The 25,841-nt window shown below is 63.1% G+C and carries 26 protein-coding genes; 5 read left to right on the top strand and 21 right to left on the bottom strand.

Annotated elements, in window-relative coordinates; all coding sequences use genetic code 11:
- Positions 1–55 precede the first annotated feature (55 nt).
- The gene (locus KY496_RS21080) at positions 56–628 is read left to right on the top strand and encodes a hypothetical protein (RefSeq protein WP_219862269.1); all 573 of its coding nucleotides are present in this window, start codon (positions 56–58) and stop codon (positions 626–628) included.
- Between the two features lie 85 nt (positions 629–713).
- Positions 714–1,208: a DUF1203 domain-containing protein gene (locus tag KY496_RS21075; protein WP_005663222.1), complete on the top strand. Its 495-nt coding sequence runs from the start codon at positions 714–716 to the stop codon at positions 1,206–1,208.
- A gap of 30 nt (positions 1,209–1,238) precedes the next feature.
- On the opposite strand, the gene KY496_RS21070 is transcribed toward KY496_RS21075, so the two are convergent.
- The gene (locus KY496_RS21070) at positions 1,239–1,436 is read right to left on the bottom strand and encodes a hypothetical protein (protein WP_219862267.1); all 198 of its coding nucleotides are present in this window, start codon (positions 1,434–1,436) and stop codon (positions 1,239–1,241) included.
- 82 nt (positions 1,437–1,518) lie between these two features.
- Here KY496_RS21070 and KY496_RS21065 point away from each other — a divergent pair.
- A protein-coding gene (locus tag KY496_RS21065) for an IS3 family transposase (protein ID WP_229520324.1) occupies positions 1,519–3,074 on the top strand; the annotation gives its coding sequence in 2 pieces (ribosomal slippage) (positions 1,519–1,981 and positions 1,981–3,074; 1,557 coding nt in all).
- Here the strand turns inward: KY496_RS21065 and KY496_RS21060 are convergent.
- Together KY496_RS21060 and KY496_RS21055 are read right to left on the bottom strand one after the other, a co-directional pair.
- A complete protein-coding gene (locus KY496_RS21060; RefSeq protein WP_219862266.1) occupies positions 3,017–3,484 on the bottom strand; it encodes a DUF6036 family nucleotidyltransferase in 468 nt (155 codons plus the stop codon). The two genes, KY496_RS21065 and KY496_RS21060, sit on opposite strands and share 58 nt — an antisense overlap.
- A complete protein-coding gene (locus KY496_RS21055; protein ID WP_219862264.1) occupies positions 3,478–4,077 on the bottom strand; it encodes a hypothetical protein in 600 nt (199 codons plus the stop codon). The genes KY496_RS21060 and KY496_RS21055 overlap by 7 nt, the downstream gene beginning before the upstream one ends.
- A gap of 169 nt (positions 4,078–4,246) precedes the next feature.
- Here KY496_RS21055 and KY496_RS21050 point away from each other — a divergent pair, with 169 nt between their 5' ends.
- The gene (locus tag KY496_RS21050) at positions 4,247–4,792 is read left to right on the top strand and encodes a YdeI/OmpD-associated family protein (protein WP_219862263.1); all 546 of its coding nucleotides are present in this window, start codon (positions 4,247–4,249) and stop codon (positions 4,790–4,792) included.
- 13 nt (positions 4,793–4,805) lie between these two features.
- Here the strand turns inward: KY496_RS21050 and KY496_RS21045 are convergent, their stop codons facing one another.
- From KY496_RS21045 to ubiE, 18 genes are all read right to left on the bottom strand, one after another.
- Positions 4,806–5,573, bottom strand: a complete 768-nt coding sequence (locus KY496_RS21045) for a hypothetical protein (RefSeq protein WP_005663227.1) — start codon at positions 5,571–5,573, stop codon at positions 4,806–4,808.
- Between the two features lie 77 nt (positions 5,574–5,650).
- A complete protein-coding gene (locus KY496_RS21040; RefSeq protein WP_005663229.1) occupies positions 5,651–6,424 on the bottom strand; it encodes an enoyl-CoA hydratase in 774 nt (257 codons plus the stop codon).
- Positions 6,425–6,623: 199 nt separating this feature from the next.
- On the bottom strand, positions 6,624–7,820 hold the full coding sequence (locus tag KY496_RS21035) for an acetyl-CoA C-acyltransferase (protein ID WP_005663231.1): 1,197 nt from the start codon (positions 7,818–7,820) through the stop codon (positions 6,624–6,626).
- 27 nt (positions 7,821–7,847) lie between these two features.
- On the bottom strand, positions 7,848–10,244 hold the full coding sequence (locus tag KY496_RS21030; RefSeq protein WP_219862260.1) for a 3-hydroxyacyl-CoA dehydrogenase/enoyl-CoA hydratase family protein: 2,397 nt from the start codon (positions 10,242–10,244) through the stop codon (positions 7,848–7,850).
- Between the two features lie 34 nt (positions 10,245–10,278).
- The gene (locus KY496_RS21025) at positions 10,279–12,069 is read right to left on the bottom strand and encodes an acyl-CoA dehydrogenase C-terminal domain-containing protein (protein WP_005663235.1); all 1,791 of its coding nucleotides are present in this window, start codon (positions 12,067–12,069) and stop codon (positions 10,279–10,281) included.
- A gap of 46 nt (positions 12,070–12,115) precedes the next feature.
- Positions 12,116–12,733 (bottom strand): TetR/AcrR family transcriptional regulator, encoded by a 618-nt coding sequence (locus KY496_RS21020; protein WP_005663243.1) that lies wholly within the window; start codon positions 12,731–12,733, stop codon positions 12,116–12,118.
- A 267-nt stretch (positions 12,734–13,000) separates the two neighbouring features.
- Positions 13,001–13,384, bottom strand: coding sequence for an RNA-binding S4 domain-containing protein (locus KY496_RS21015; protein WP_071360663.1), 384 nt, complete (start codon positions 13,382–13,384; stop codon positions 13,001–13,003).
- 18 nt (positions 13,385–13,402) lie between these two features.
- On the bottom strand, positions 13,403–14,563 hold the full coding sequence (clsB, locus tag KY496_RS21010; RefSeq protein WP_005663247.1) for a cardiolipin synthase ClsB: 1,161 nt from the start codon (positions 14,561–14,563) through the stop codon (positions 13,403–13,405).
- Complete coding sequence (locus KY496_RS21005; RefSeq protein ID WP_005663249.1) at positions 14,551–15,381, bottom strand: endonuclease/exonuclease/phosphatase family protein; 831 nt, start codon at positions 15,379–15,381, stop codon at positions 14,551–14,553. The genes clsB and KY496_RS21005 overlap by 13 nt, the downstream gene beginning before the upstream one ends.
- A gap of 143 nt (positions 15,382–15,524) precedes the next feature.
- Positions 15,525–15,734 (bottom strand): hypothetical protein, encoded by a 210-nt coding sequence (locus tag KY496_RS21000; RefSeq protein ID WP_005663251.1) that lies wholly within the window; start codon positions 15,732–15,734, stop codon positions 15,525–15,527.
- Between the two features lie 360 nt (positions 15,735–16,094).
- A complete protein-coding gene (gene nudB / locus KY496_RS20995; protein WP_005663253.1) occupies positions 16,095–16,547 on the bottom strand; it encodes a dihydroneopterin triphosphate diphosphatase in 453 nt (150 codons plus the stop codon).
- A 75-nt stretch (positions 16,548–16,622) separates the two neighbouring features.
- Positions 16,623–18,425 (bottom strand): aspartate--tRNA ligase, encoded by a 1,803-nt coding sequence (gene aspS / locus KY496_RS20990; protein WP_219862258.1) that lies wholly within the window; start codon positions 18,423–18,425, stop codon positions 16,623–16,625.
- A 69-nt stretch (positions 18,426–18,494) separates the two neighbouring features.
- The gene (locus tag KY496_RS20985) at positions 18,495–19,130 is read right to left on the bottom strand and encodes a DUF502 domain-containing protein (protein ID WP_071360668.1); all 636 of its coding nucleotides are present in this window, start codon (positions 19,128–19,130) and stop codon (positions 18,495–18,497) included.
- Positions 19,131–19,176: 46 nt separating this feature from the next.
- The gene (locus tag KY496_RS20980; RefSeq protein ID WP_005663268.1) at positions 19,177–19,506 is read right to left on the bottom strand and encodes an FmdB family zinc ribbon protein; all 330 of its coding nucleotides are present in this window, start codon (positions 19,504–19,506) and stop codon (positions 19,177–19,179) included.
- A gap of 337 nt (positions 19,507–19,843) precedes the next feature.
- On the bottom strand, positions 19,844–21,406 hold the full coding sequence (gene ubiB / locus KY496_RS20975) for a ubiquinone biosynthesis regulatory protein kinase UbiB (RefSeq protein WP_219862256.1): 1,563 nt from the start codon (positions 21,404–21,406) through the stop codon (positions 19,844–19,846).
- Positions 21,403–22,089: an SCP2 domain-containing protein gene (locus tag KY496_RS20970; protein WP_219862254.1), complete on the bottom strand. Its 687-nt coding sequence runs from the start codon at positions 22,087–22,089 to the stop codon at positions 21,403–21,405. Before KY496_RS20970 ends, ubiB begins: the two co-directional genes overlap by 4 nt.
- A gap of 144 nt (positions 22,090–22,233) precedes the next feature.
- Positions 22,234–23,217 (bottom strand): Tim44 domain-containing protein, encoded by a 984-nt coding sequence (locus tag KY496_RS20965; protein WP_184238011.1) that lies wholly within the window; start codon positions 23,215–23,217, stop codon positions 22,234–22,236.
- Between the two features lie 17 nt (positions 23,218–23,234).
- Complete coding sequence (gene ubiE / locus KY496_RS20960) at positions 23,235–23,969, bottom strand: bifunctional demethylmenaquinone methyltransferase/2-methoxy-6-polyprenyl-1,4-benzoquinol methylase UbiE (RefSeq protein WP_123070098.1); 735 nt, start codon at positions 23,967–23,969, stop codon at positions 23,235–23,237.
- A gap of 473 nt (positions 23,970–24,442) precedes the next feature.
- Here ubiE and KY496_RS20955 point away from each other — a divergent pair, with 473 nt between their 5' ends.
- On the top strand, positions 24,443–25,783 hold the full coding sequence (locus KY496_RS20955) for a sigma-54 dependent transcriptional regulator (RefSeq protein ID WP_219862251.1): 1,341 nt from the start codon (positions 24,443–24,445) through the stop codon (positions 25,781–25,783).
- Positions 25,784–25,841 lie beyond the last annotated feature (58 nt).

The following is a 25,841-nucleotide window of genomic DNA, read 5'->3' as shown; positions in this document are numbered from 1 at the left end:
TCGCCGTTTTCGCATGCGCGGCTAGACTGGGGTTTTGATTACTAGACCAGTGTCCATGAACATTGTCTGTATCGCCTGGGGCTCGCTGCTGTGGAAGCCCCAGGGTCTCAAGCTGGCATCAAGCTGGCATCCCGGCGGCCCACCGCTTCCCCTCGAATTCGTGCGCCAGAGCGACGACAGCCCCGAGCTGGCGCTGGTGCTGTGCGAGAGCGCGCGCCTGGCGCCGACCTACTGGGCCTATCTCGCCACCGACGATCTCGACGAAGCCCGCGCCATGGTGCGCGAGCGCGAGAAGATCACGCTTGAACGGCCCGAATGGATCGGCAGCATCCCGGCGGTCGATGGCGCGCAGGAGGATCCCCGTATTGCGGCCTGGCTGCGCGCCAGGCGCATCGACGCGGCGGTGTGGACCGCCGTGCCGCCGAAATTCGATGGCCAGAATGGGCGGGTGCCGACGGCCGACGAGGTCGTGACATGGCTGGACAGCTGCACCGGCGAACGGCGCGCGGCGGCCGAGGACTACATCCGCCGCACGCCGGCCCACATCGATACCCTTTATCGGCGCGCCATCGAGACGCGGCTGGGATGGCGGCCGCTGCGCGAGGCGCACGTCACCCAGGCGCGCTGAAACGATTCGACAGCAAGAAACGAAGCGCGAACCCGGCGGGTTTGCGCGAAGATCCCGGCGTCTCCACTTTCACCGCGACGCCGCCATGACCACGCCCTCGTCTTCCCTTTTCCCGATCCGGATCGTCCCGCTGGCGGACGCCTTTCTCGCGCGCGTGCGCGCCGGCGCCGACGACCAGGGCCAGCCCGTGGAGCGCCACGTCGCCCGGGGCGGCGAACCGCTGCGCGACTGCCTGCGCCGCGCCCTGCCCGGCGAAGCGATCCTGCTGGCCAGTTATTGCCCGTTCACCGTCGCGGGGCCGTACAGGGAATACGGGCCGGTCTTCGTCTCGGCGTCCTCACAGCCTGCAGCGCGCCTCGACACGCTGCCGCTCGATGGCGAGCAGCCCTATCTGGGCGCCGGCTTCGTGTTGCGGGCTTATTCGGTGGATGAGCGGATCGTGGATGCGAAGTTGAGCTCACCAAAGGCCGCAGAAACCGATTTACAGGCTTTCCTGGCACGCGATCAAGTTGCTTTCGTGCTGGTCCGCTTTGCTGCATATGGCTGTTTTGCGTTGCGTGTCGCACGCAGGTGGAAGTAATGCAGCTCCGGATTCGCGGGTCCAAGGTACTCAAGCATCTGTCAGACTACGACCTGTCGAATCGTTCTGCCGGGCCATGGTCAGAACCTCGCGGAGATTCATTCGCAAGTAATCCGTGTTACCGACATATCCCCCAAGCGCTTCCTCGGCACGTTTCTCGATCTCTTCAGCAGAGATATGAAATCGATGAATCATATTCTGGATATCCTCTTTATCCGGATCGGACAATCGGGCGATCCCCCGGTGTCAGAATAGTTGTCGCGTCACGTGATTGAGTAAAGCCATACCGGGGACGGGCAAGAGAGAACGTGTGAAGCAGTATCCAGCAGAACGAAAAGAGGCGTTGTTACGGCAGATGATGCCGCCCCAGAACCGCGTGGTGTCGGAACTGGCCCGTGAGAGTGGGATCACCGAACAGACGCTTTATACTTGGCGCCGTCAACTTCGTAATCAAGGAATGCCGGTGCCAGGTAGTGGGAAAAATGCTGAGGAATGGACCTCAGAGGACAAGTTCGCTGTCGTGCTGGAAACGGCTGCGTTGAACGAGAGCGAACTGTCGGAATATTGCCGTCGGAAGGGGCTGTTTGCGGAGCAGATCGCCACCTGGCGAGCCGCATGTATGGCCGCCAACGTGAGCGTGGTGCAGCAAACCCGGGCGCAGCAGGTCCAGTCGAAGGAAGACAAGAAGCGGATCCGGCAGTTGGAGAAGGACTTGCAACGCAAGGAGAAGGCGCTGGCTGAAGCAGCAGCGTTGCTGATCCTGCGAAAAAAAGCCCAGGCGATCTGGGGGGACAAAGAGGAAGACTGATCAGCGCCCCAGATCGCCTGTCATGTGTTGCGTTGATCCGTGAAGCCGAAGCTGCAGGCAGCCGGCTGTCACCGGCTTGTCGTGAACTCGGCATCACCCTGCGCACGTTTCAGCGCTGGGTGCGGGGCGGAGATGATGCTGTAGCCGTCGACAGCCGCCCAACTAGCGTCAGGCCTGAGCCGGCCAACAAGCTCACCGAAGACGAGCGTACCGAGATTCTGGCTGTCGCCAACAGCGAGGAATTTGCCAGTCTGCCGCCGAGTCAGATCGTGCCGACGCTGGCCGATCGAGGCATCTATGTGGCTTCGGAGTCGAGCTTCTACCGTGTCTTGAAGTCGGCCTCGCAGCAGCACCATCGTGGCAAGGCCAAAAAGCCGAGTGAGCGCGTGGTCACGAGCCATTGCGCCATAGCGCCGAACCAGGTGTGGAGTTGGGACATTACGTGGCTGCCGGCTGCGATCAAAGGCAAGTACCACTACTGGTACATGGTGCTCGACATCTACAGCCGCAAGATTGTCGGTCACGAAGTCCACGAGGCGGAGTCGGCAGAATCGGCGGCGCGGCTGATGCGCAGGGCCAGCCTGGCTGAGGGATTGGCCGGCCGACCGCTGGTACTGCACTCGGATAATGGCAGCGCCATGAAGGGCTCGACCATGCTGGCCACATTGGAGCAACTCGGCGTTGCACCGTCGTTCAGCAGGCCGCGTGTGAGCAACGACAACGCCTACGCAGAGTCGTTATTCAGGACCTGCAAATATCGACCGAACTACCCGCGCCAGCCGTTTGCGACGCTGGAAGACGCGCGGGCATGGACGCAGAAATTTGTGCGATGGTACAACCAGGAGCATAAGCACAGCGGCCTGAAATTCGTGACGCCGGCACAACGTCATGGCGGCCAGGCTGAAGCGATTCTGGAGTATCGCGAACAGGTATATCGAGAAGCGAAGAACCGTAATCCGCAGCGCTGGTCGCGGGATGTCAGGAACTGGAATCTGGATAGTCAGGTCTGGCTGAATCCGGAACGGATTCGACCAGAGGAACTACGGCAGGTCGCGTGAGGTGACGCGACAACTACGTTGACAAACACCGCGATCTTGCTGACAATAAGGTCGAGAGGACTCAGCACGTAGACTTTCATCATGTCGGTGCCGATTGGTACCGGCACCGCGTCCTGCTGGTAGTCCTCATGCATTAATGCGAAGGTGCTGTTGTAACTGGCATCGAGATACAGCATATTTCCTTCTTTCGTCTCGACAACCAGGTCGGCAGGCAACAAGATTCGCTTCGAAAACTCGGCGTCAACGTCGGTGGTGGTCCGCGCGGCCGTGTACAAGTGAATTGCCATTCCACCAGCAATGAGCATCGTCAGTGGCTCACGCAAATTCGTACGCTGTTCGAGTTCGATGATCAACGATCGCAGCCCGTTCGCCAGATCGGTATGGGTCGCAAATTCAATAGGTTTCACCATGACCGAACTCCGTCCATGCGCTTTTCAAGAAGATTACGCAAACGAGGCACATCTCTGACCAAGCCATCCTTGACCACTTCAGGGAACGGCCGCGGCGCGGTATGCGCCTGGTAGTGAAACTGGCGTGCAGCGGAGTCAAGAAAATCAGCCGCTACCCGATGCTTTGTCTTGAGTAACTGTGCCGACAATCGATAGACGTCGGCCTCCCGCCCCGACTTCGGTAGTCTGCGCATTGCCACCGCATCGGCAAGCGAATTGACCAGATCGGCCTCCGTTTCTCTGTTCCACACGATGCTTTCTCTTCCAAAAATCTGCGAAAGGAGATCGTCCTCGGGTACGTGCTGAAGCGCTGCGGCGACACCGCCTCTGTCGAGCACGCCCCACGATGTGACTCGATAAACTGGACCGTTCTTGTCCATACCAACAAAGAACTGTTGCTGTGCGAGCTCGATAGCGCGTAGCACCTCGGAGCGTGTGCATTCGAGTGCTTGTGCGGTGTAATGTAATGTGGCTCGTGCACCGAGTTTCTCCAGTGTAACGAGTACCAGCAAACATCTTCTAAAATCGTGCTTCGGAAAGTCCTTGTAGCGCACAATCACCTCCACTAACAAACCTCAAGCCAGTATAGTCCGTTAATTGATACAGTCAAGACGAGAGAGTTCCCTGAGCATGATTGTTCAAGTCTGCGTCAACGGCCAGTGCGTTGACAGTCATTGAATTTGCTACCTACACTCCATCGATCGCTGAGCTAACGGAGGAGAAATGACGCGCGCTACCGGATCACGTTTCGAAACTGCGCTACGCCGCCCCGCCGTACAGGAAACGGATGGATGGGCTTTCGTCGTTCTGCCGAAACCGATCAGTGACATCTTCCCGCGGCGCGGCCGGACGAGCATGCGCGGCACGCTCAACGGCTGCCCGTTTCAGGCCACGCTCGAGCCCGACGGCCAATTGGGCCACTGGTTCAGGGTGCCGGCCACGCTGATGACCGACGCGGGCGTGGCAATCGGGGATACCGTCACGTTCGACGTTGCCCCTGCACCGAACGAGCAAGAACCCCCAGTCCCGCCGGAGTTGGGCAAGGTGCTCGACACATCGCTACTGGCCAGGGAGACCTGGGACGCCACCACCACCGTCGCCCGCATCGATTGGATCCACTGGATCGAATCGGCCAAGCAGGACAAGACTCGCTTGAAGCGCGTGGCCGATGCGGGAGACATGCTCGCTTCGGGCAAGAAGCGGGTCTGCTGTTTCGACCCCTCTGGGTACTACAGCAAGAGCCTCAATCCGCCGCAAGAAGCGAAATAGACCCGTGAGGCAGCTACCAGGTATATCGCACTGGACTGGCCGCGCCGCGTTTTCGATATCTATCCGGAATGCGCTTGTTGACATACAGGGCTTTCACTTGGTCAGAGGCTTCCCGGCCCACGAAGCCGAACCGAGTGGGTTCCGATTCACGCCCTGGGAAGTTTGCTGTGGTCGCGCTCAGCCAATCGTCAGCGACAAAAGCGCCAACGATCAATCCCTGCAAGACTGCCAGCACCACTTCCGCCTCCTTCGCCTTCTCCAGAGAAACCCTCCAAGCAAACCGGGTCGCTTCGTACAGCGATGCTTCCGTTGCCGATCGATTGACCTTGATGAGCAGCGCCCGATGTTCAAATGCCGCCTCCTGAGCAGCGTAGCGTCGCATGATGTCTTCGGCATGCATTACACCGAAGTCCAGGCTGCCGGCTCCCCCTACGACATTTGTCAGCCCGGGGTATGCGTCCATCAGCGCTGCTTCCACTTCGAAAGCAGTTTTCTCTTCGATCATTCCATGTCGGTGAATGACATGGCTCACCTCGAAGCCTGCAATCTGAATTTCCCTGATGCGCTTCAACTTGTCGCCGATATCAGCGTCGGGCAGCTGTGCACGTGCATGAGCGAAGACGCGATTGCCTTTTCCCTTGCCAACGTAAAATGTCTCACCATTTCGAGGATCGATCAGGCGGTACACGTACCATTGGAGCTTCTCTATGACTTCCGAAGGAAAGGACTCTATTTGCATCTGAATCAAATTTTGAAGCGGACGAGATTCGGCCGCGCACATCAGTGACATCCCCGTATAAGGCAAATCTTGCCGACCTTCCGACCGCGAATCGGATCTGCCATAGGAGCGGCGAAAAATCAGTCGAACTTGCTGAAATCCGGCTTGCGCTTCTCGAAGAAGGCGGTGAACGCTTCCTTCGCCTCGGCGCCGGTCAGCATGGCGCTGAAGCGCTCGTTCTCGGCGGCGATGGTTTCCTTCACCAATGCGCCCCGCGCGCGCTTCATCAGCGCCTTCGTGGTGCGGATCGACGCGGGCGGCAGCTTGGCCAGCTTGGCGGCCTGGCCCTGGGCGAAGAACAGCAGCTCGGCGGCCGGCAGCACGCGCGCCACGATGCCCATCTCCAGCGCCTCTTCGGCCACGAACGGTTCGCCCAGCAGCAGTTTCTCGGCGGCGCGCGTGTAGCCGGCCGATTGCGCCACCAGCAGCGACGAGGCGAATTCCGGGCACAGGCCGAGCTGGGTGAACGGCATCGAGAACTTGGCGTTGTCGGCGGCGTAGACCAGGTCGCAGTGCATCAGCAAGGTGGTGCCGATGCCGACCGCGGCGCCGGCGACGGCCGCCACCACCGGCTTCGTTGCGCCTTCCAGCGCGGTCATGAACTGGAATACCGGGCGCTCCGGCGTCATCGCGCCCTCGCCGACGTTGTTCAGGAAATCGTCCAGGTCATTCCCGGCGGTGAAGATCTCGGGCTGGCCGGTGATCAGGATGGCGCGCACCGATGCATCCTGCTCGGCGTCGCGCAGCGCGTCGGCCATGGCCTGGTACATCGCGCCGGTGATCGCGTTCTTGCGTTCGACGCGGTTGAATTCGATGGTGAGGATGCCGTCAGCTTTGGTGAGGCGGATGGTCATGTTGCGGTCTCCGGAGTTATTCTTGGGGCGGTTGAACGCGTCGGCGGCAAAGCCGCCAACCCTACGGGTTTCATGCGTTGCTTGGACGCGTGGGCGGGAGACCCGCCCACCCCACGTCACGCTCGCGGCATTGACGTACGGTGCTTGGATTTCCCGCCCACGCTTGAAATGCGGCGGCTGCGATGCGCCGCCATGTTTTTTAGACGCGCTCGATGATGCCCGCGGCGCCCATGCCGGCGCCGACGCACATCGTCACCATGCCGTACTTGAGGTTGTTACGGCGCAGCGCGTGTACGACGGTCGCGGCGCGGATCGCGCCGGTGGCGCCCAGCGGGTGGCCCAGGGCGATCGCGCCGCCCATCGGGTTGACCTTGCTGGTGTCCAGGCCCAGGTCGCGGATCACGGCCAGCGCCTGGGCGGCGAAGGCTTCGTTCAGCTCGATCCAGTCCAGCTGGTCTTGCGTGATGCCGGCGGCGGCCAGCGCGGCGGGGATCGCCACCTTCGGGCCGATGCCCATGATCTCCGGCGGCACGCCGCGCACGGCGAACGAGGAGAACTTGGCCAGCGGGGTCAGGTTGTGCTCCTTCAGGATTTTTTCGCTGACGACGATCAGCGCGCCGGCGCCGTCCGACATCTGCGACGAGGTCGCGGCGGTGACCGAACCCTTGGCCGCGAATACGGGCTTCAGCTTGGCCATCGATTCGGCGCTGGCGTCGGCGCGCGGGCCTTCGTCGCTGTCGACGGTGCGTTTCTTGACGCTGATCTCGCCGGTGGCCAGGTTCGGCGTGCGGGTGATGATCTCGACCGGGGTGATCTCGTCCTTGAAGTAGCCGGCCTGCTGGGCGGCGATGGCGCGGCGGTGCGATTCCAGGCCGAAGGCGTCCTGGTCTTCGCGCGAGATCTTCCACTGGTTGGCGACCTTCTCGGCGGTCAGGCCCATGCCGTAGGCCAGGCCCACGTTCTCGTCCTTGAACACGTCCATATTGATCGACGGGTGGTGGCCCATCATCGGCACCATCGACATCGATTCGACGCCGCCGGCGATCATCACGTCGGCTTCGCCCACGCGGATGCGGTCGGCCGCCATCGCCAGCGCGGTGATGCCCGAGGCGCAGTAGCGGTTGACGGTGACGCCGCCCACGGTGTTCGGCAGGCCGGCCAGCACGACGGCGTTACGCGCCACGTTGAAGCCCTGCTCGGCTTCCGGGAACGAGCAGCCGACGATGGCGTCGACGATCAGCGCCGGGTCGAGGTTCGGCACGGCGGCCATGGCGCCGCGGATCGCGTGCACCAGCAGGTCGTCCGGGCGGGTCTTGTTGAACATGCCGCGCGGCGCCTTGCCGATCGGGGTACGGGTCGCTGCGACGATGTATGCGTCTTGAAGTTGTTTGCTCATGTCAGTAGTCCTGTTCAGTCGTCAGCGTTAGTTGCGCACCGGCTTACCGGTCTGCATCATGCCCATGATCCGTTCCTGGGTCTTCGGATTGTTCAGCAGGGCCACGAAGGCCTTGCGTTCCAGGTCGAGGATCCACTGCTCGCTCACCACGCTGCCCTGGTCGATGTCGCCGCCGGTCACGATCTCGGCGATGGTGTCGCCCAGGTGGTAGTCATAGGCCGAGATGAAGCCGCCGTCGCGCATATTGACCATCTGGCCGCGGATGGTGGCCCAGCCGTAACGGCCGGTGACCGGGAAGGTGCGGCGTGCCGGAGCGCGATAACCGGCGTCGAACATGGCGCGCGCGGTGGTCTTCGCCACGTGCAGCAGTTCATACGCGTTGAACACGATGACGTCGTCTTCCTTCAGGTAACCCATGGCCTTCGCTTCCAGCGCCGACTTCGACACTTGCGCGGTGGCCGCGTTCATGAAGCCGTTCTTCAGGAATTGCAGGATGTCGTTGCCCTTGGCTTCATTCGCCGCGCGCAGCGCCGCTTCCTTGAGGCCGCCGCCGGCCGGCACCAGGCCGACGCCCACTTCGACCAGGCCGATGTACGACTCGATCGAGGCCACGCGTTTGCTTGCATGCAGCGCCAGCTCGCAGCCGCCGCCCAGCGCCAGGCCGGCCACTGCGGCGACGACCGGGATGTTCGAATACTTCATCGCCATGAAGGTGTCCTGCAGCTCGCGCACGATCGGCTCCATCGCCTTCGCGCCGCCGGCCATGAAGGCCGGCAGGGCCGATTGCAGGTCGGCGCCGGCCGAGAACGCGCCGCCTTCGGCCGCGTCGGTATTCCAGATCACGATGCCCTTGTAGCCTTGCTCGGCTTCTTTCAAGGCGCGCTGGATGCCCTTGATGACGCCATCGCCGATGACGTGCATCTTGGTCTTGAGCGAGATGACCAGGACCTCGTCGTCCGAATGCCACAGGCGCACGGAGTCGTCTTCGAACACGGTGGTGCCGAAGGTCTTCGCATCCGGACCGCCCAGGCCGACCACCGGCGCGCGGAACTGCTGGCGCTTGTAGACAGGCAGGTCGGACAGCGGCACATAGGCGTTCTTCGTGACCGAGTACGAACCTTCAGGAGTGTGCACGCCCTTCTCGGCGACCGAACCTTCGAACACCCAGCTTGGTAGCGGCGCGTCGCTCAGCGCCTTGCCCGCTTCGATGTCTTCCTTGACCCACTGGGCGATCTGGGTCCAGCCCGCGGCTTGCCAGGTCTCGAACGGACCGACGCTCCAGCCGAAGCCCCAGCGCATCGCGAAGTCGACATCGCGCGCATTGTCGGCAATCGTATCCAAGTGGAACGCGATGTAGTGGAAGGCGTCGCGGAAGATCGCCCACAGGAACTGCGCCTGCGGGTTGGTCGAATCGCGCATGGCCTTGAACTTCTTGACCGGGTCTTTTTCTTTCAGGATGCGGCCGACGATGTCGGCGGCTTTCGCGCCGCTCGGCACGTACTCGCCGGTCGCGAAGTCCAGGCGCTGGATCTCCTTGCCGACCTTCTTGTAGAAGCCGGCGCCGGTCTTCTGGCCCAGCGCGCCCTTCTCGATCAGCTTGGCCAGGATATCGGGCGTCTTGTAAACGCTGAAGAACGGGTCATCCTTCAGATTGTCTTGCATGGTCTTGATCACGTGGCCCATGGTGTCCAGGCCGACCACGTCCGCGGTGCGGAAGGTGCCCGACTTGGCGCGGCCCAGCTTGGCGCCGGTGAGGTCGTCGACCACGTCCACCGACAGGCCGAACTTCTCGGCTTCGACGATGGTCGCCAGCATGCCGAAGATGCCGACACGGTTGGCGATGAAGTTCGGCGTGTCTTTCGCGCGCACCACGCCCTTGCCCAGGGTCGAGGTCAGGAAGGTCTCGAGCTGGTCCAGGATTTCCGGGCGGGTCGCTTCGGTCGGGATCAGTTCGACCAGGTGCATGTAGCGCGGCGGGTTGAAGAAGTGCACGCCGCAGAAGCGCTCCTTCAAGCCGGCATCGAAGCCTTCGGCCAGCTTGTTGATCGACAGGCCCGAGGTGTTCGAGGCGAAGATCGCATGCGGCGCGATGTGCGGGGCGACCTTGGCGTACAGGTCGTGTTTCCAGTCCATGCGCTCGGCGATGGCTTCGATGATCAGGTCGCAGCCCGCCAGCACGTCGAGGTTGTCCTCGTAGTTGGCCACTTCGATCAGGGCCGCGTCATCCTTGTTGCCCAGCGGGGCCGGCGACAGTTTCTTGAGGTTCTCGATGGCGCGCAGCACGATGCCGTTCTTTGGACCTTCCTTGGCAGGGAGATCAAACAACACGACCGGCACCTTGGCGTTCACGCAGTGCGCGGCGATCTGTGCACCCATCACGCCGGCGCCCAGCACGGCGACTTTCTTGACGATGAAATTGGACATGTAAGTATTCCTTGGTTAGCGTCGTGACGGGTGATTAAAACAGGTCGGCGTCCAGCGCCGTCAGGTTCGCGGCGCCCGAACGTGCCTGGCGGATCAACATCGCGGTTTCCGGGTACAGGCGGGCGAAATAGAAGCGGATCGTCGCCAGCTTGGACTCGTAGAACTTGTCGCCCGAATCGAGCTTGGCCAGGGCGATCTTGGCCTGTTGCGCGAACAGGTAGCTGTACACCAGGTGGCCGGCCACGCGCAGGTAAGGCACGGCGGCGGCGCCGACTTCGTCCGGGTTCTGGAAGGCCTTCATGCCGATTTCCATGGTCAGCTTGGTGACCTTCTCGCCCAGTTCGCCCAGCGGGGTCACGAATTCGGACAGCTGCTCGTCCAGGCCGTTGTCTTCGACGAAGGCCTTGATCTTCTCGCCGAACTTGCGCAGTTTGGCACCGTTGTCCATCAGGATCTTGCGGCCCAACAGATCCAGCGACTGGATGGTGTTGGTGCCTTCGTAGATCATGTTGATGCGGGCGTCGCGCACGTACTGCTCCATGCCCCACTCGGCGATGTAGCCGTGGCCGCCGTACACCTGCATCGCTTCCGAGGTGGCGATCCAGCCGTTGTCGGTGATGAAGGCCTTGATGATCGGGGTCAGGAGGGCCACTTCGTCCGCCGCTTCCTTGCGCACGTCTTCGTCAGGGTGGTTCAGTTCGCGGTCGATCTGCAGCGCGACATACGACGAGAACGCGCGCGCGCCTTCGGCATAGGCCTTGGCCGTCAGCAGCATGCGGCGCACGTCCGGGTGCACGATGATCGGGTCGGCGGGTTTATCCGGCGCCTTCGGGCCCGACAGGCTGCGCATCTGGATGCGGTCCTTGGCATAGGCCAGCGCGTTCTGGTAGGCGACTTCGGTCAGGCCCAGCGACTGCATGCCCACGCCCAGGCGGGCCGCGTTCATGAACACGAACATCGCCTGCAGGCCCTTGTGCGGCTGGCCGATCAGGGTGCCGCGCGCATTGTCCAGGTTCATCTGGCAGGTCGAGTTGCCGTGGATGCCCATCTTTTCTTCGATGGCGCCGCAGGCGATGCCGTTACGCTCGCCCAGCGAGCCGTCGTCGTTCGGCAGGAACTTCGGCACCAGGAACAGCGAGATGCCCTTCGAGCCTTCCGGCGCGTCCGGCAGGCGCGCCAGCACCAGGTGGACGATGTTCTCGGACATGTCATGCTCGCCGGCCGAGATGAAGATCTTGGAGCCGGTGATCAGGTAGGTGCCATCGGCCTGCGGTTCGGCCTTCGAGCGCAGCAGGCCCAGGTCGGTGCCGCAGTGCGCTTCGGTCAGGCACATGGTGCCGGTCCACTCGCCCGAGACCAGTTTTGGCAGGTACAGGCGTTTCTGGTCGTCGGTGCCGTGCTCCAGCAGGCACTCGTAGGCGCCGTGCGACAGGCCGGGGTACATCGACCAGGCCTGGTTCGACGAGTTCAGCATCTCGTAGAACGAGTTGTTCAGGGTGATCGGCAGGCCCTGGCCGCCGTATTCAGGATCGCAGGCCAGCGCCGCCCAGCCGCCTTCCACGTACTGCTGGTAGGCTTCCTTGAAGCCCTTCGGGGTGGTCACGGTCTTGTCGGCGGCATTGAAGTGGCAGCCTTCGCGGTCGCCCGAGTGGTTCAGCGGGAACAGCACCTCTTGCGTGAACTTCGCGCCTTCTTCGAGCACCTGGTTGATGATGTCGGCATCGATCTCCGAGTACTTCGGCAGATTCTTGAATTCTTCGGTGACGTTGAGGAATTCGTGCAGAACGAACTGCATATCCCGGATTGGCGCGACGTACTGACCCATGGTTATCTCCTGAACGAGGGTAAAGATGTTGGACGTGGCAGGCGGCTCATGCCGCCTGATGGTCTTGCGGTAGTTGGGGATTGCGGTAATTCTCGACCAGGCGCTCGAAGGCGGCCCGTGCGCGCTCGACCGCGCCTGGATTGCGCAGGAAACGGGCGTCGTGGTGCAGGGCCAGGATCAGGCCGTGCATCTCGAACACGAGCTGCTCGGGCTCCAGGTCGCGGCGCAGGTGGCCTATCTCGACCGCCTGCTGCACGCTGCGCAGCAGGGCGCCCTGCCAGGCGCGCACCATCGACACGAGTTCCTCGCGGATCGGGCCTTCGCGGTCATCGTATTCCACCGCGCCGCTGATATAAATGCAGCCGGACGCGATCTCGACCGAGACGCGCTTGACCCAGCGCGTATACATCGCCACCAGGCGCGGCAGGCCGCGCGCTTCCTTGATGCTCGGATAAAACACTTCCTGCTCGAAGCGGTGGTGATACAGCTTGACGACCTCGAGCTGCAGGTCTTCGCGCGAACCGAAGTGGGCGAACACGCCCGACTTGCTCATGCTCATCCGGTCGGCCAGCAAGCCGATGGTCAGGCCTTCGAGGCCATTGCGGCTGGCGAGCTCGAGCGCGACGTCGAGGATTGCGGCCCGCGTCTGTTCGCCCTTGCGCATGAATTTTGCTGAAGTACTGATAGCTGCCCCTGAATCGAAAAAAATCCGAACGCTCGTACTATTATCTATCAGCCGAGGAATGTCAAACGGGAACTTAGAGGTGGCGTTCTATTGATGCAAGACAACGATCGGTGCCGGGAGATGGCGCCGTGGAGCGCTTCCGTCCGTCGCCGTGGGCGGGGAACGGAAGTTTGTTGTTTCAGTCATAAAGGTACAGCATTTTGACGGAACGGGATATCCCGTTGACGACGGGCATTGCGCCCATCGTCATTCCTCGCCGACGCGCTCCATCGCACGGCGGTCGCGCTTGGTAGGCCGGCCCTTGATGTCCATGCTCGGCTCGGGGTACAGGCGGCGCGCCGTCTTGTCGTTCTCGCGCCGCGCGATGCTCTCGTCGGTCTCGAAATACAGGGTGCGCGCCACCGGCGCCGGGCCGCGCGAGCCCGAGATCGCGGCCACGATCACTTCCCAGCGATCGGAACCGTTGTCGATCATGATGCGGTCGTTCATCTTGACGGCGCGCGCCGGCTTGACCGGTTCTCCCCCGATGCGCACCCGGCCGCGTTCCACCGCGTCCTGGGCCAGCGAGCGGGTCTTGAAGAAGCGCGCCGCCCACAGCCATTTGTCGATTCGTACGTTCTCTTTTTCCATTATCTATTTCCAATATCCCTAGGTGTATCCGAACGTGACCACCCGCATCACCAGCTTGTACGCCATATACGCCATGCCATAGGTGGCGCGGCGCAGCCAGCCGGTGTGGGCGAATTCCTGCGGGCAGACCTCCTTGCCGTCCAGGATGCCGCGCTCGATATGCTCGCGCATGGTGGCGGCGAACACCGGATCGCTTACCACCACATTGGCCTCCTGGTTCAGGAACAGCGACAGGCCGTCGCAATTGCTGGAGCCCACCGTGGCCCAGTCGTCATCGACCACCGCCACCTTCGCATGCAGCTGGGTCTTGCGGTATTCGACCACCCGCACTCCGTCGGCCAGCAGCTTGGGATAGAAGGAATGCGCGACCGCATCCTGGATCTTGAACTCCCCCACCCCGATCAGGAGCGTCACCTGCACGCCGCGCCGCGCGGCATGCGCCAGCGCCTTGCGGAACTTGCGGCCCGGCGCGAAGTACGGCGTCGCCAGCAGCACGCTGTGGCGCGCACGCCCCAAGGCTTGCAGATAGGCTTTCTGGATCGTGCTGCGGTTACGCAGGTTGTCACGCACCACAAATGCGGCCCGTGCCGGACTTTCGCAAGAGGGAATGGCCTGCTTGCGCATCTCGCGGAACAATTGGAAGCGCTTGCGCAGCCGCAGGCGGCCGCTGCGGGTCCACTGGGCTTGCGCCTCGTGATGGATCTGGGCCACCAGCGGCCCGCGCACGCGCACCGAGAAGTCCCAGCGTGGCGCCGGCAGGCGGTGGCCGTCGGCGTGGTCGCACAGCCAGTCGTCGTTGACGTTGATGCCGCCCACGAAGGCGACTTCGCGGTCGATCACGGCGATCTTGCGGTGCGAACGGGCGATGCCGCGCCGGCACCAGGGATTGAAGACGCGGTACTGGGCGCCGGCCTCGACCAGGATGGGCCCGAGCCGGCCGCAGCAGCGGTGGCCGGTGCCGAACCAGTCGACCAGCACCCTCACCTTCACGCCGCGGCGGGCGGCGCGCGCCAGGGCGTCGCGCACGGCGGCGCCGGTCTCGTCCTCGGCAAAGATATAGGTTTCGAACAAGACCTCGTGCTGGGCGGCGTCGAGCGCCTCGATCAGCGCCGGGAAGAAGGCAATGCCGCTCTGCAGCAGCGTGATGTCATTGTTGTCGACAAAGGTCAGACTGCGCATGGCCCTTGTGTGAGTTCGAGCTCGGCCACGATCGGCGCATGATCGGACAGCTTGGCCCACAACGGACCGTGCATCACCCTGGCGTTGTTGACCTTGAAGCCGCGCACGTAGATGCGGTCGAGCCTGAACCACGGCAGCATGGCCGGGAAGGTGCGGGCCGGCGCCAGGCGCGGCTGGCGGCCGGCCCAGCTGCGCACCATGTCGCCCATCGGCGAGCGCGGCCCCAGTTCGTCGAACACTTCCTTGACGCCCAGGGCGTTGCGCAGCTTGTCGCTGAGCGTGTTGCGCCAGTCGTTGAAGTCGCCGGCGATGATCACCGGCTCGCCGTTCGGCGCCGATGCGTTGACGGCCTCGATCAGCGAGGCGGTCTGGCGGCCACGGCTGCCTTCGAACAGGCCGAGGTGGACCACGTAGCAGTGCACGCGGCACTCGGGCGCGCCCAGGATGCAGTGCAGGATGCCGCGCTGCTCGTAGGCGTGGTCGGAAACGTCGTGGTTGTGCGAGTTCTCGATCGGCCAGCAGCTCAGCAGCGCATTGCCGTGGTGGCCGTGGTCATAGACCGCGTTCATCCCGTAGGCCGTATGGTGGACGTCGGCGGCGAAGTAATCGTACTGGGCCGTTTCTGGCCAGTGGCGGTGGCCGCGGTCTTCCTTGCCGTAGCGTGCCTGGTAGCGGTCGTGCCGGCCCTGCACCTCTTGCAGGAACACCACGTTGGCGTCGAATTCTGCGATGGCCTTCTTGAGCGCGATCACGCGTGGCGTGCTGCGCAGGGACGAGACGCCCTTATGAATGTTGTAGGTGGCTACACGGATTTTCATGGGAACATTCTACCCGGATCGGACTGGCGTTCTCGTGAAACGGGCCCAATCGTGCGCTTCACAGCCTGGTGCTGGAGCGCGGAGCGCGGCGGTTGGTTGGTGCCGTCGCGCTCTTACATTCTGAACTGAGCTGAATCTGACATTCAGGCAAGCGCCAGCGCCGTATCGTAGACGGCTTCATGCCCCGACACGATCATGCGGCGCGGACGGCGCTCTTGCGCGCCCTGCTTTTCCTCGCGCGGCGCCAGCGGCCCGCTCAGGCGCAGGCCGTCGAAGAGGTCGATATAGATGCAGTCGTCCCCTAGGGTGATTGCCTTAACTTTCTTGTCGCTATTCAGTTCGAGGTTATCCATTTTATCTCCCAGAATCATCCACTTAAAAGTTGCACATCAAAAATTCACCATGGGTGAGCCGTTGACCTTAGTCTACGAATTTACGCCTGTCAAACATGGAATATCTCGTGCATATGTACTTTCGCAAAATTTCCTATGGTTATAAAAAAGACAGGTGAAGTGTATTCAAATGTATTTTCATAGGAGAGAGTACGTTTGAGCGAACGCATATGCGCGGCCACGCACAGACCATTTTCTGAAAAAAGTACCTACGTACTTTTGTTAAAAAACGTCATTTTATTGCGCACACATGCCATGTTTCAATGCTGATTTTCGGCAAATAAGCTGCTTTAAGGCAATTTTATTTGCTGCTCGCAATTTTTAAGCGATTTTTCGGGGCAGTTGCAGGATGGCTTCGGCGTTGGAAGAAGAGAAGCAGCGGTCCGCCGCCTCCAGATGCGGCAACCAGGCATGGCGCAGGTGTTCGCGCGGGCTGAGGAGGATGGGAATGTCGCGCGGCACGCAGACCGAGAACACGTGCTCGGTATTGTGGGTCACGCCGGGGGCGTAGCGGTGACGCCAGACGGGATAGATTTCGTAGACGTTCGAGAGCTGCCAGTCGCGCAGGCGAATGCGTTCGCCGTCGGCCACGATGCCGGTCTCTTCGAACAGTTCGCGCGCGGCGGTCGTCATCAACGGCTCGTCCGGCGCGTCGAGCGAGCCGGTGACCGATTGCCAGAAGCCCGGACGGTCGGCGCGTTCGAGCACCAGCACTTCCATGTCGGAAGTGTGGATCACGACCAGCACCGATTCCGGGATCTTGTGAGGTTTCATGGGCAGATACGGTAGACGGGCCATCCACGCGTGCTTGAACGCGTGGATGGCCCGTCCATCCTACCTCATGCGCCGTTACGCCACCTTCGGCTCGTTACGCAGACGGATATGCAGCTCCTTGAGCTGCTTCTCGTCGACTTCCGACGGCGCGTTGGTCAACAGGTCTTGCGCGCGCTGGGTTTTCGGGAAGGCGATCACGTCGCGGATCGACTCGGAGCCGGTCATCAGGGTGATCAGGCGATCCAGGCCGAAGGCCAGGCCACCGTGCGGCGGCGCGCCGTACTGCAGCGCGTCCAGCAGGAAGCCGAACTTGAGCTGCGCTTCCTCGGCGTCGATCTTCAGCGCGCGGAACACCTTGCTCTGCACTTCCTCGCGGTGGATACGGATCGAGCCGCCGCCCAGTTCCCAGCCGTTCAGGACCATGTCGTAGGCCTTGGCGATGCAGGCGCCCGGGTTCGACTCGAGCATGTCCTCGTGGCCGTCCTTCGGCGCGGTGAACGGGTGGTGGGTCGCGGTCCAGCGGTCGCTGTCTTCGTCGTATTCGAACATCGGGAAGTCGATCACCCACAGCGGGGCCCAGACGTCGTCGAACAGGCCGGCCTTCTTGCCGAATTCCGAGTGGCCGATCTTCACGCGCAGCGCGCCCAGGGCGTCGTTGACGACTTTCGCCTTGTCGGCGCCGAAGAAGATCAGGTCGCCGTCCTGCGCCTTGGTGAGCTCCAGGATCTGCGCCAGCACCTCGTCCGAGATGTTCTTGACGATCGGCGACTGCAGGCCGTCACGGCCTTTCGCCTTCTCGTTGACCTTGATGTAGGCCAGGCCCTTGGCGCCGTAGATCGCCACGAACTGGGTGTAGGCGTCGATTTCCGAACGCGGCATCGAACCGCCCTGCGGCACGCGCATGCCGACCACACGGCCGTTCGGCATGTTGGCCGCGCTGTTGAACACCTTGAACTCGACCGACTTCATCAGCTCGGTCAGTTCGGTGAACTCGAGCTTGACGCGCATGTCCGGCTTGTCCGAACCATATTTGCCCATGGCGGTGGCGAAGTCCATCACCGGGAACGGGTTCGGCAGGTCGACGCCGGTGGTGTTCTTGAACACGACGCGCATCATCTCTTCGAACAGGTCGCGGATTTCCTGTTCGGTCAGGAACGAGGTCTCGCAGTCGATCTGGGTGAATTCAGGCTGGCGGTCGGCGCGCAGGTCTTCGTCGCGGAAGCACTTGGTGATCTGGTAGTAGCGGTCGAAGTTGGCGACCATCAGCAGCTGCTTGAACAGCTGCGGCGACTGCGGCAGCGCGAAGAAGTTGCCGGCGTTGACACGCGACGGCACCAGGTAGTCGCGCGCGCCTTCCGGGGTCGACTTGGTCAGCATCGGGGTCTCGATGTCGATGAAGCCCAGGTTATCCAGGTACTTGCGCACTTCCATCGACACCTTGTAGCGCAGGCGCAGGTTGTGCTGCATCTGCTGGCGGCGCAGGTCGAGCACGCGGTGGGTCAGGCGGGTGGTTTCCGACAGGTTGTCGTCGTCCAGCTGGAACGGCACCGGCACCGAGGCGTTCAGCACTTCGACTTCGGTCGCGTTGATCTCGATCTTGCCCGACTTCAGGTTGGCGTTGGCCGTGCCTTCCAGGCGGTTGGTCACGGTGCCAACGATGCGCAGGCAGTACTCGTTGCGCACATGCTCTGCGGCCTTGAAGACGGCGGCGTTGTCCGGATGGCAGACCACCTGCACCAGGCCTTCGCGGTCGCGCAGGTCGATGAAGATCACACCGCCGTGGTCGCGGCGGCGGTGCACCCAGCCGCACAGGCTGACGGTTTGGCCCAGCAGTTCCTCGGTCACGAGGCCGCAGTAGTTGGTACGCATGGTGGACATAGTTTTCGTTCCAGGTTGGTTGATTGCTCGCGCCGCCATCGAAGGCGGCCACTATTCTTTGATTCGGTGTTACTTGATCGTTGCGGCCGGCGCGCTGGCAGGTGCGCTGGCAACTGCGGCCACCGGCGCGACCACGCCCATCGAAACGATGTACTTCAATGCCGCATCGACCGACATGTCCAGCTCTTTCACGCGGCTGCGCTCCATCATCAGGAAGAAGCCGGAGGTCGGGTTCGGGGTGGTCGGCACATAGACGCTGACGTAGTCGCCGCCCAGGTGCGCCGCCACTTCGCCGCCCGGCACGCCGGTGAGGAAGGCGATGGTGTACGAATCGGCATGCGGATACGGGACCAGCACCGCCTGGCGGAAAGCATTGCCCGACGGCGAGAACAGCGTGTCCGACACCTGCTTGACGCTGCCGTACAGCGAGCTGACCACCGGCACGCGCTTGAGCAGGCGTTCGCCCAGGCGCACGATGTAGTTGCCGACCAGGTTGTTGGTGAGCAGGCCGGTGAGGAACACGATGGCCAGGGTCAGCACCGCGCCGAAGCCCGGCACGTCCATGCCGAACATGCTGCGTGGCTGCCAGGCGTCGGGCACGAACAGCAGCGACTGGTCGAGCGTGCTGATGATCAGGTTCAGCACCCAGGCCGTGATGACCAGGGGGACCAGGACCAGCAGGCCGGTGATGAAATATTTGCGCATCGGATTCCCGTTGTTCTTGTTGGCGCGCGGCGCTAGCCGCGCCGGATCAGGTGCTGCTCTTGTCGCCGCCGGACGTGCCCGGCGCGGCCGGCGCCGGCGTCGCCGCTGCCGGTGCGCTGGACTCGGTCGACGCGGCCGGCGCCGGCGCGCCGTTGCCGTTGCCGTTGCTGGCCGTACCGGTAGCCGGCGGCGTGCCGCCACGGAAATCGGTCACGTACCAGCCGGTGCCCTTGAGCTGGAAGCCGGCAGCGGTCACTTGCTTCTTGAAGGACGGCTTGGCGCAGGACGGACACACGGTCAGGACCGGATCCGAAATTTTTTGCAGTACATCTTTGGTAAAACCGCATTCTTCGCAGCGGTAGGCGTAAATCGGCATGCTAGGTGCTCCGCAAAAATCTTCAAAACCCTGAATTATAAAGCTTTTACACGGGCATTTGCCGTTTGCGGCCTACCGCGGCTGGCACAGACCCGGCGCATGGGCAAGTGCGGGCCGTTCGATGTTGTTTTTCACCATCGTCAACAGGTGTTTCGTTTGCTCAAGCATCGGGTTGGATGCTCTAATACGGCTTCTTCACCCAATGTTGGCAGTAGGGAAATCCCTGCTGCTCACCGCAAAGAAGAAACAGAAGACTGCGCGATGCCTCCATCAGCGCGGTCCGTAGAAGAACACTAGCTTGCCAAGCCCGCGTCTGCGGGCTTTTTCTTTGCGTGCCCTACAACAAATACAGGGCGACGAGTCCCATCCCGAACCCCGCCGCCAGGCAGGTCAGGAAGGCCAGCATGCGATTGGTGCGGCGCTGCTCGATCAGCACCATCGCCAGCATGTCGGCGTTCGGCACATTCGGATGCGCCAGCTGCCCTTTCGATTCGCGCTCCAGCACCTGGTACACCAGGCGCGGCAGCTGCGGGAAGATCTGGGCGTAGCGCGGCGCTTCGGCGCGCAGGCGTTCGGTCAGGCCCTTCCAGCCGACCTGCTCCGTCATCCAGCGCTCGAGATACGGCTTGGCGGTCTTCCACAAGTCCAGGTCGGGGTCGAGCTGGCGTCCCAGTCCCTCGATATTGAGCAGGGTCTTTTGCAGCAGCACGAGCTGCGGCTGCACCTCGACGTTGAAACGGCGCGAGGTCTGGAACAGGCGCAGCAGCACCTGGCCGAACGAGATGTCCTTCAGCGGGCGGTCGAAGATCGGTTCGCAGCAGGCCCGCACCGCGGCCTCCAGCTCGTCCACGCGCGTGGTTTGCGGCGCCCATCCCGATTCGATGTGGGCCTCGGCCACGCGCTTGTAGTCGCGACGGAAGAAGGCCAGGAAGTTCTGCGACAGGTAATCCTTGTCGAAATCGTTCAGGGTGCCGACGATGCCGAAGTCCAGCGCGATGTAGCGGCCCAGGGTTTCCGGCGCGGTCGAGACCAGGATGTTCCCCGGGTGCATGTCGGCGTGGAAGAAGCCGTCACGGAACACCTGGGTGAAGAAGATTTCCACGCCATCGCTCGACAGCTTCTTGAGGTCGACGCCGGCGGCGGCCAGGCGGTCGATCTGCGAGATCGGGATGCCATACATGCGCTCCATCACGATCACGCTGCTCGAGCAATAGTCCCAGTACATCTCGGGCACCATCAGCAGGCTTGATCCGGCGAAGTTGCGGCGCAGCTGGCTGGCGTTCGCCGCCTCGCGCATCAGGTCCAGCTCGTCGTGCAGGTATTTGTCGAATTCGGCGACGACTTCGCGCGGCTTCAGGCGCCGCGCCTCTCCCCACACGCGCTCGATCAGGCTGGCCGCCAGGCGCATCAGGGCCATGTCTTCGTCGATCAGCTTCTTCATGCCGGGACGCAGCACCTTGACCGCGACCTCCTTGCCATCCCTGAGCTGGGCAAAGTGGACCTGGGCGATCGAGGCCGAAGCCACCGGCTCCCGGTCGAAGCGGGCGAACAGCTCGTCGGGATGGGCGCCCAGCGAGCGCGTGATCTGGGCCACCGCGAGGTCGGACCCGAACGGCGGCACGCGGTCCTGCAGCAGCGCCAGCTCGTCGGCGATGTCGGGCGGCACCAGGTCGCGCCGGGTGGACAGCACCTGGCCGAACTTCACGAAGATCGGGCCCAGTTCTTCCAGCGCCTGGCGCAGGCGGATCGCGCGCGGCGAGGTGATGCGGCGCCAGAAGAAGAAGGTGTTCATCAGGCGCGCGGTGCGCGGGGCGTTGATGCTGGTGACGGCGATCTCGTCCAGGCCGTACCTGGTGAAGACGGTGAGGATGCGCAGCAGGCGCAGGAATTTCAATATCATCGACGATCCGGGTGGTGGTCTGCGCGGGTAAGAATGATGGAGGGTGTGGCGTCCAGCTGGGCCAGCTTTTGCTCGAGCCGCGCGATGCGCTTGGCCGTGCGCTCGACGTCGTCGCGCAGGCGCACCACGTCGGCGGCGAACGCGTCGCGCTGCGCCGGCCGCACCAGCACCGGCCTTTCCTCGGCCAGGAACTCGGCCAGGTTCTCGGCCAGGCGCCGCGTCGCCTCGGTCGCGCCGCCGGCGGTGCGGCGCGCGGTCCTGACCAGGCGATGGGCGCCCAGCGGCCCCACCACCCGCTCGAGGTCGTGCTCGGCATCCCAGCGCAGGCCGTTGGCCAGCTGCGAGATCACGTTGGCGAACTCGGCGTCGCCTTCGATCTTCACGTACGACAGCGCGCGCGTGCGGTCCTGGGCGATCAGCGGCAGGTCGGCCGGTTTCACGCGGATCGTGACGCTGGCAGGCGCATCGCCCGCAGTGCCCTGATGCGCGGCTTCGAGCAGGCCGTCGCGCCCGACGTGCATGCGCAGCCGGGCCAGGCCGGCATCGATGCAGGCGTCCTTGCCGGCATGGCGCATGAGCAAGGCCCTGGCCCAGGCTTCCTGGGCCAGCAAGTGATTGATCGCGGCGACCGCGGGCAGCGTCAGAGCGTGCTGTGGCGACAGTGAGGAAAGACTAGCAAACATGAAAAGGACGACCCTCAAAAAACAAAACCGCCCGGGTTGATGCGGGCGGTTTTGATCTTACCAGTTTGCCGGGCGCAAACCCGGTGACACGGAATGTTTATCGAAAAATAATTCCGTCAAAACTAATCGCTTTAGCAAATGCGCTTAGTTCGTCTGCTGGATACCGGCCAGCACCCAGCCGCCCGAGCCCGACAGCGGCTTCGACATGTTCCAGACTTCGACGAACGGTTCTGGAAGCGCGTCCTTGGCGCTGCGGATCATGGCGTTGAACTGCACGCTCGCCAGGTAGTCGGTCGCGGTCTTCTCGATGCCCAGCAGCTGGGCGTCGATATTGACGACGTCGGTGTAGTCGGTCACGGCGCCGCGTTCCTGGATCTGCATCTTCAGCTCGGCGAACACTTCGGGCGAGGTGAATTCACGCAGGTCGTCGGTGTCGCCGCGGTCCCAGGCCGCCTGCATGCGGATGAAGGACGATTTCGCGTGACGCAGGAAGCTTTCGCTGTCGAAGTCGCCCGGCACGCCCCATTGCTGGTAGGCCGGTGCGGCAGCCGCGCCGCCGAAACCGGCTGCCGCGCCTTTATCCAGGCCTACATTACCCTGGAAAGCGGCTGGCTGATTGCGCAGGCCGGAGCCGATTTCAGGCGTGGCGGTCGAACCGGGGGCCGGCGGCTGGAAGCCACCGAAGCCGCCCGCGGTCGCCGCCGCCGGATTGGCCGGCGTATCTTTACGACGCACCATGCGCACGATGAACATGATCACCAGGCCGATCAGCGCGACCATCAGAATGGTCGAGATGATGCTGGCCAGGGCGCCGCCGATGCCCAGGTGCGACAGCAGCGCGCCCAGGCCCAGGCCCAGCAGTGCGCCGCCCAGGATGTTGCGCATCATGCTCGGTTTCTTGGCGGCGGCCGCTGCGCCCGCGGCGCCTGCACCAGCTGCGGCAGGTGCCGCTGAGTTAGGCGTCTGGCGCTGCATGCTCTGGGCCGGCGCCGGCGCCGGGCCCTGCTGCTGCACGGACTGCGACTGCCGTCCGATCGAACGCTTGCCGCCCATTGGTCGGGCGAAGGCGTCCGCCACCATCGCGAACGCGGTGACTGCCAACATCGTCGTGACCAAAAACTTTTTCATTGTCTCTATCCTTAGAATTAGAGTTTGATACCAGTGTGCAAAGCGGCCACACCCGCCGTCAGGTTGAAATACTGGACCCGCTCCAGTCCTGCGTCTTGCATCATCCCCTTCAGCGTGTCCTGGTCGGGATGCATGCGGATCGATTCGGCCAGGTAGCGATAGCTTTCGGCATCGCCGGCGATCTTCTGGCCCAGCCACGGCAGCACCGAGAACGAATACACATCGTACGGTTTCTGCAGCGGCGCGATCACTTTCGAGAATTCCAGCACCAGCAACTTGCCGCCCGGCTTGAGCACCCGGCGCATCTCGGCCAGGGCCTGGTCCTTGTGGGTCATGTTGCGCAGCCCGAAGGCGACGCTGACCCGGTCAAAGTAATTGTCCGGGAACGGCAATTTTTCGGCGTCACACAACATGGTTGGGGTGACAAGCCCTTTATTCAAGAGGCGATCGCGCCCGACGCGCAGCATCGACTCATTGATGTCGGTGAGCCAGACCTCGCCGGTCTTGCCCGCCTGTTTGGCGAAGGCCTTGGCCAGGTCGCCGGTGCCGCCGGCGATGTCGAGCACCTTGAAGCCGGGACGCACGCCGGCCTGGGCGATCGTGAACATCTTCCAGGCGCGGTGCAGGCCGGCCGACATCAGGTCGTTCATGACGTCGTACTTCGAGGCGACCGAATGGAAAACCTTGGCGACTTCCTGGACCTTCTGGTCCTCGGCGACGGTCTTGTAGCCGAAGTGAGTGGTATTGGTCATATGTGCGGGACGGTTGGGTGTTGCCGCATTATACAAGCAGGGCGACGGTGGACTGCGCCATTGGCGACCAGGGCCGGAACGGCCGGCATGTGCTGCCCCATGGCATCCTCCCTGTCCCCTTGTTGGACGGGCACAACGCATGAAGCGCTAACAATCCGCTCAGCAGCGGCGTATCGACGCGGACGCCCTTCCCGGTCACGGTTGGCCCCGGTAAGATCGATAGCAGGTCACCAACAAAGTTGCAGATGTTTCCATGATAAACAGCAAAGCTTTCATTCGCAATTGCACATGTCCTTAAACTTCTATTAATGTTTGTGCGACATGCCCAAGGCATTTCAGGTTTAATGGAACAATACTTTTCGCGTCAGCAATCCATTCGAAGGGATTAGTTGCCGCACGGATGCGTTAGGTATGACGCGCCGGAACTCACAACAACGAAAACTGGCAAAGCGCCAGCGATAACGAGGGCAACGGTGTCTGTAAAACGTCTCTTATGCATTTCGGGTGAAGGCAATGCGCACGCGCGCGCCTGCCACGGCGAGCTGCCCGGCTGGGATGTGTGCGTGGTGGAGAACATCGCCGCGGCGCGCAAGGTCCTGTCGCAGCAGCATTACGGAGTCGGCCTGCTGCTCGACCGCAGCGACGGTTCGGGCGACGCCGAACTCGAGCGCTTCCTGCGCCAGCACCATCACACACGCTGGATCGGCGTGTTCGACGCGCTGCGCATCGACCAGCCCGCATTGCGCGAGCTGATCGCGGCCCACCTGTTCGACTTCCATACGCGCCCGGTCGACATGCTGCGCCTGCAGCACTCGCTCGGCCACGCGCACGGCATGGCGACCCTGGCCAAGGCCACGCCGCCGCACCGGCGCCAGGCGTCGGAGCGGGCCAGCCACATCGACGGCGCCTCGCGCGCCATCGTGCGCCTGCGCGCCCACATCGACAAGATCGCCGCAGTCGACGCGCCGGTGCTGATCTCGGGCGAGAGCGGCAGCGGCAAGGAACTCGCGGCCCAAGAAATCCACCTGCGCTCGCAGCGCGCGAACGGTCCCTTCATCGCCATCAATTGCGCGGCGGTGGCGCCGGCCCTGATCCATTCCGAACTGTTCGGCCACGAGCGCGGCGCCTTCACCGGCGCCACCCGCGACAAGCAGGGCCTGCTCGAGGCGGCGTCCGGCGGCAGCATCTTCCTGGACGAGATCGGCGACCTGCCGCTCGACCTGCAGGCCAGCCTGCTGCGCTTCTTGCAGGAGCGCGTGATCTACCGCGTCGGCGGCACCCGCACCATCGCGGTCGATGCGCGCGTGATCGCCGCCACCCACGTCAACCTGCCGCAGGCCGTGGCCGAGGGTCGCTTCCGCGAAGACTTGTACTACCGCCTCAGCGTGTTCCCGATCCGGGTGCCGCCGCTGCGCGAGCGCAAGGAAGACTTGCCGCTGCTGACCGACCTCATCTTCAACAAGTACGCGGCCGAACGCAGTCCGCAGCTGAAGGGCGTGAGCCGCGAAGCGCTGCAGGCGATGGCGCGCTACGACTGGCCGGGCAATGTGCGCGAACTCATCAACCGGGTACGGCGCGCCATGGTGCTGGCCGAACAACGACTGATCATGCCGGAAGACCTCGACCTGCCCAGCGCCGGGCCGATCTGCCCGGTCAGGGAAGGCCTCGGCAATTCGCGCCTCTCGGCCGAACGCATCGCCATCGGCGAGAGCCTGGCGCGCAGCGGCAACAACATCAGCCAGGCCGCGCGCGACCTCGGCGTCTCGCGCATGACACTGTATCGCCTGATGGCCAAGCACGCGATTTCCTCGTAAGTCTCCACCCTTCTCTGCCGTCGGCTTGTTCCTACGGCGCTGTCCCTTGATTTGACAG

Origin of the sequence: Massilia sp. NP310 (assembly GCF_019443485.1) — a bacterium.
GTDB lineage: Bacteria > Pseudomonadota > Gammaproteobacteria > Burkholderiales > Burkholderiaceae_D > Telluria > Telluria timonae.
Note: the sequence above shows the minus strand (reverse complement) of the source record. Positions and strands in the feature narration are given on the sequence as shown.

Coding starts and splice junctions, on each gene's coding strand:
- KY496_RS21080 (WP_219862269.1), top strand. CDS start 56: ATGAACATTGTCTGTATCGCCTGGGGCTCGCTGCTGTGGAAGCCCCAG.
- KY496_RS21030 (WP_219862260.1), bottom strand. CDS start 10,244: ATGTCCAATTTCATCGTCAAGAAAGTCGCCGTGCTGGGCGCCGGCGTG.
- ubiB (WP_219862256.1), bottom strand. CDS start 21,406: ATGATATTGAAATTCCTGCGCCTGCTGCGCATCCTCACCGTCTTCACC.
- KY496_RS21060 (WP_219862266.1), bottom strand. CDS start 3,484: ATGGTGAAACCTATTGAATTTGCGACCCATACCGATCTGGCGAACGGG.
- KY496_RS21035 (WP_005663231.1), bottom strand. CDS start 7,820: ATGAGCAAACAACTTCAAGACGCATACATCGTCGCAGCGACCCGTACC.
- KY496_RS21050 (WP_219862263.1), top strand. CDS start 4,247: ATGACGCGCGCTACCGGATCACGTTTCGAAACTGCGCTACGCCGCCCC.
- nudB (WP_005663253.1), bottom strand. CDS start 16,547: ATGAAACCTCACAAGATCCCGGAATCGGTGCTGGTCGTGATCCACACT.
- KY496_RS21000 (WP_005663251.1), bottom strand. CDS start 15,734: ATGGATAACCTCGAACTGAATAGCGACAAGAAAGTTAAGGCAATCACC.
- KY496_RS21045 (WP_005663227.1), bottom strand. CDS start 5,573: ATGTGCGCGGCCGAATCTCGTCCGCTTCAAAATTTGATTCAGATGCAA.
- KY496_RS21040 (WP_005663229.1), bottom strand. CDS start 6,424: ATGACCATCCGCCTCACCAAAGCTGACGGCATCCTCACCATCGAATTC.
- aspS (WP_219862258.1), bottom strand. CDS start 18,425: ATGTCCACCATGCGTACCAACTACTGCGGCCTCGTGACCGAGGAACTG.
- KY496_RS20970 (WP_219862254.1), bottom strand. CDS start 22,089: ATGTTTGCTAGTCTTTCCTCACTGTCGCCACAGCACGCTCTGACGCTG.
- clsB (WP_005663247.1), bottom strand. CDS start 14,563: ATGCGCAGTCTGACCTTTGTCGACAACAATGACATCACGCTGCTGCAG.
- KY496_RS20965 (WP_184238011.1), bottom strand. CDS start 23,217: ATGAAAAAGTTTTTGGTCACGACGATGTTGGCAGTCACCGCGTTCGCG.
- KY496_RS21020 (WP_005663243.1), bottom strand. CDS start 12,733: ATGCGCAAGGGCGAACAGACGCGGGCCGCAATCCTCGACGTCGCGCTC.
- KY496_RS20980 (WP_005663268.1), bottom strand. CDS start 19,506: ATGCCGATTTACGCCTACCGCTGCGAAGAATGCGGTTTTACCAAAGAT.
- KY496_RS21005 (WP_005663249.1), bottom strand. CDS start 15,381: ATGAAAATCCGTGTAGCCACCTACAACATTCATAAGGGCGTCTCGTCC.
- ubiE (WP_123070098.1), bottom strand. CDS start 23,969: ATGACCAATACCACTCACTTCGGCTACAAGACCGTCGCCGAGGACCAG.
- KY496_RS21025 (WP_005663235.1), bottom strand. CDS start 12,069: ATGGGTCAGTACGTCGCGCCAATCCGGGATATGCAGTTCGTTCTGCAC.
- KY496_RS21015 (WP_071360663.1), bottom strand. CDS start 13,384: ATGGAAAAAGAGAACGTACGAATCGACAAATGGCTGTGGGCGGCGCGC.
- KY496_RS21075 (WP_005663222.1), top strand. CDS start 714: ATGACCACGCCCTCGTCTTCCCTTTTCCCGATCCGGATCGTCCCGCTG.
- KY496_RS20985 (WP_071360668.1), bottom strand. CDS start 19,130: ATGCGCAAATATTTCATCACCGGCCTGCTGGTCCTGGTCCCCCTGGTC.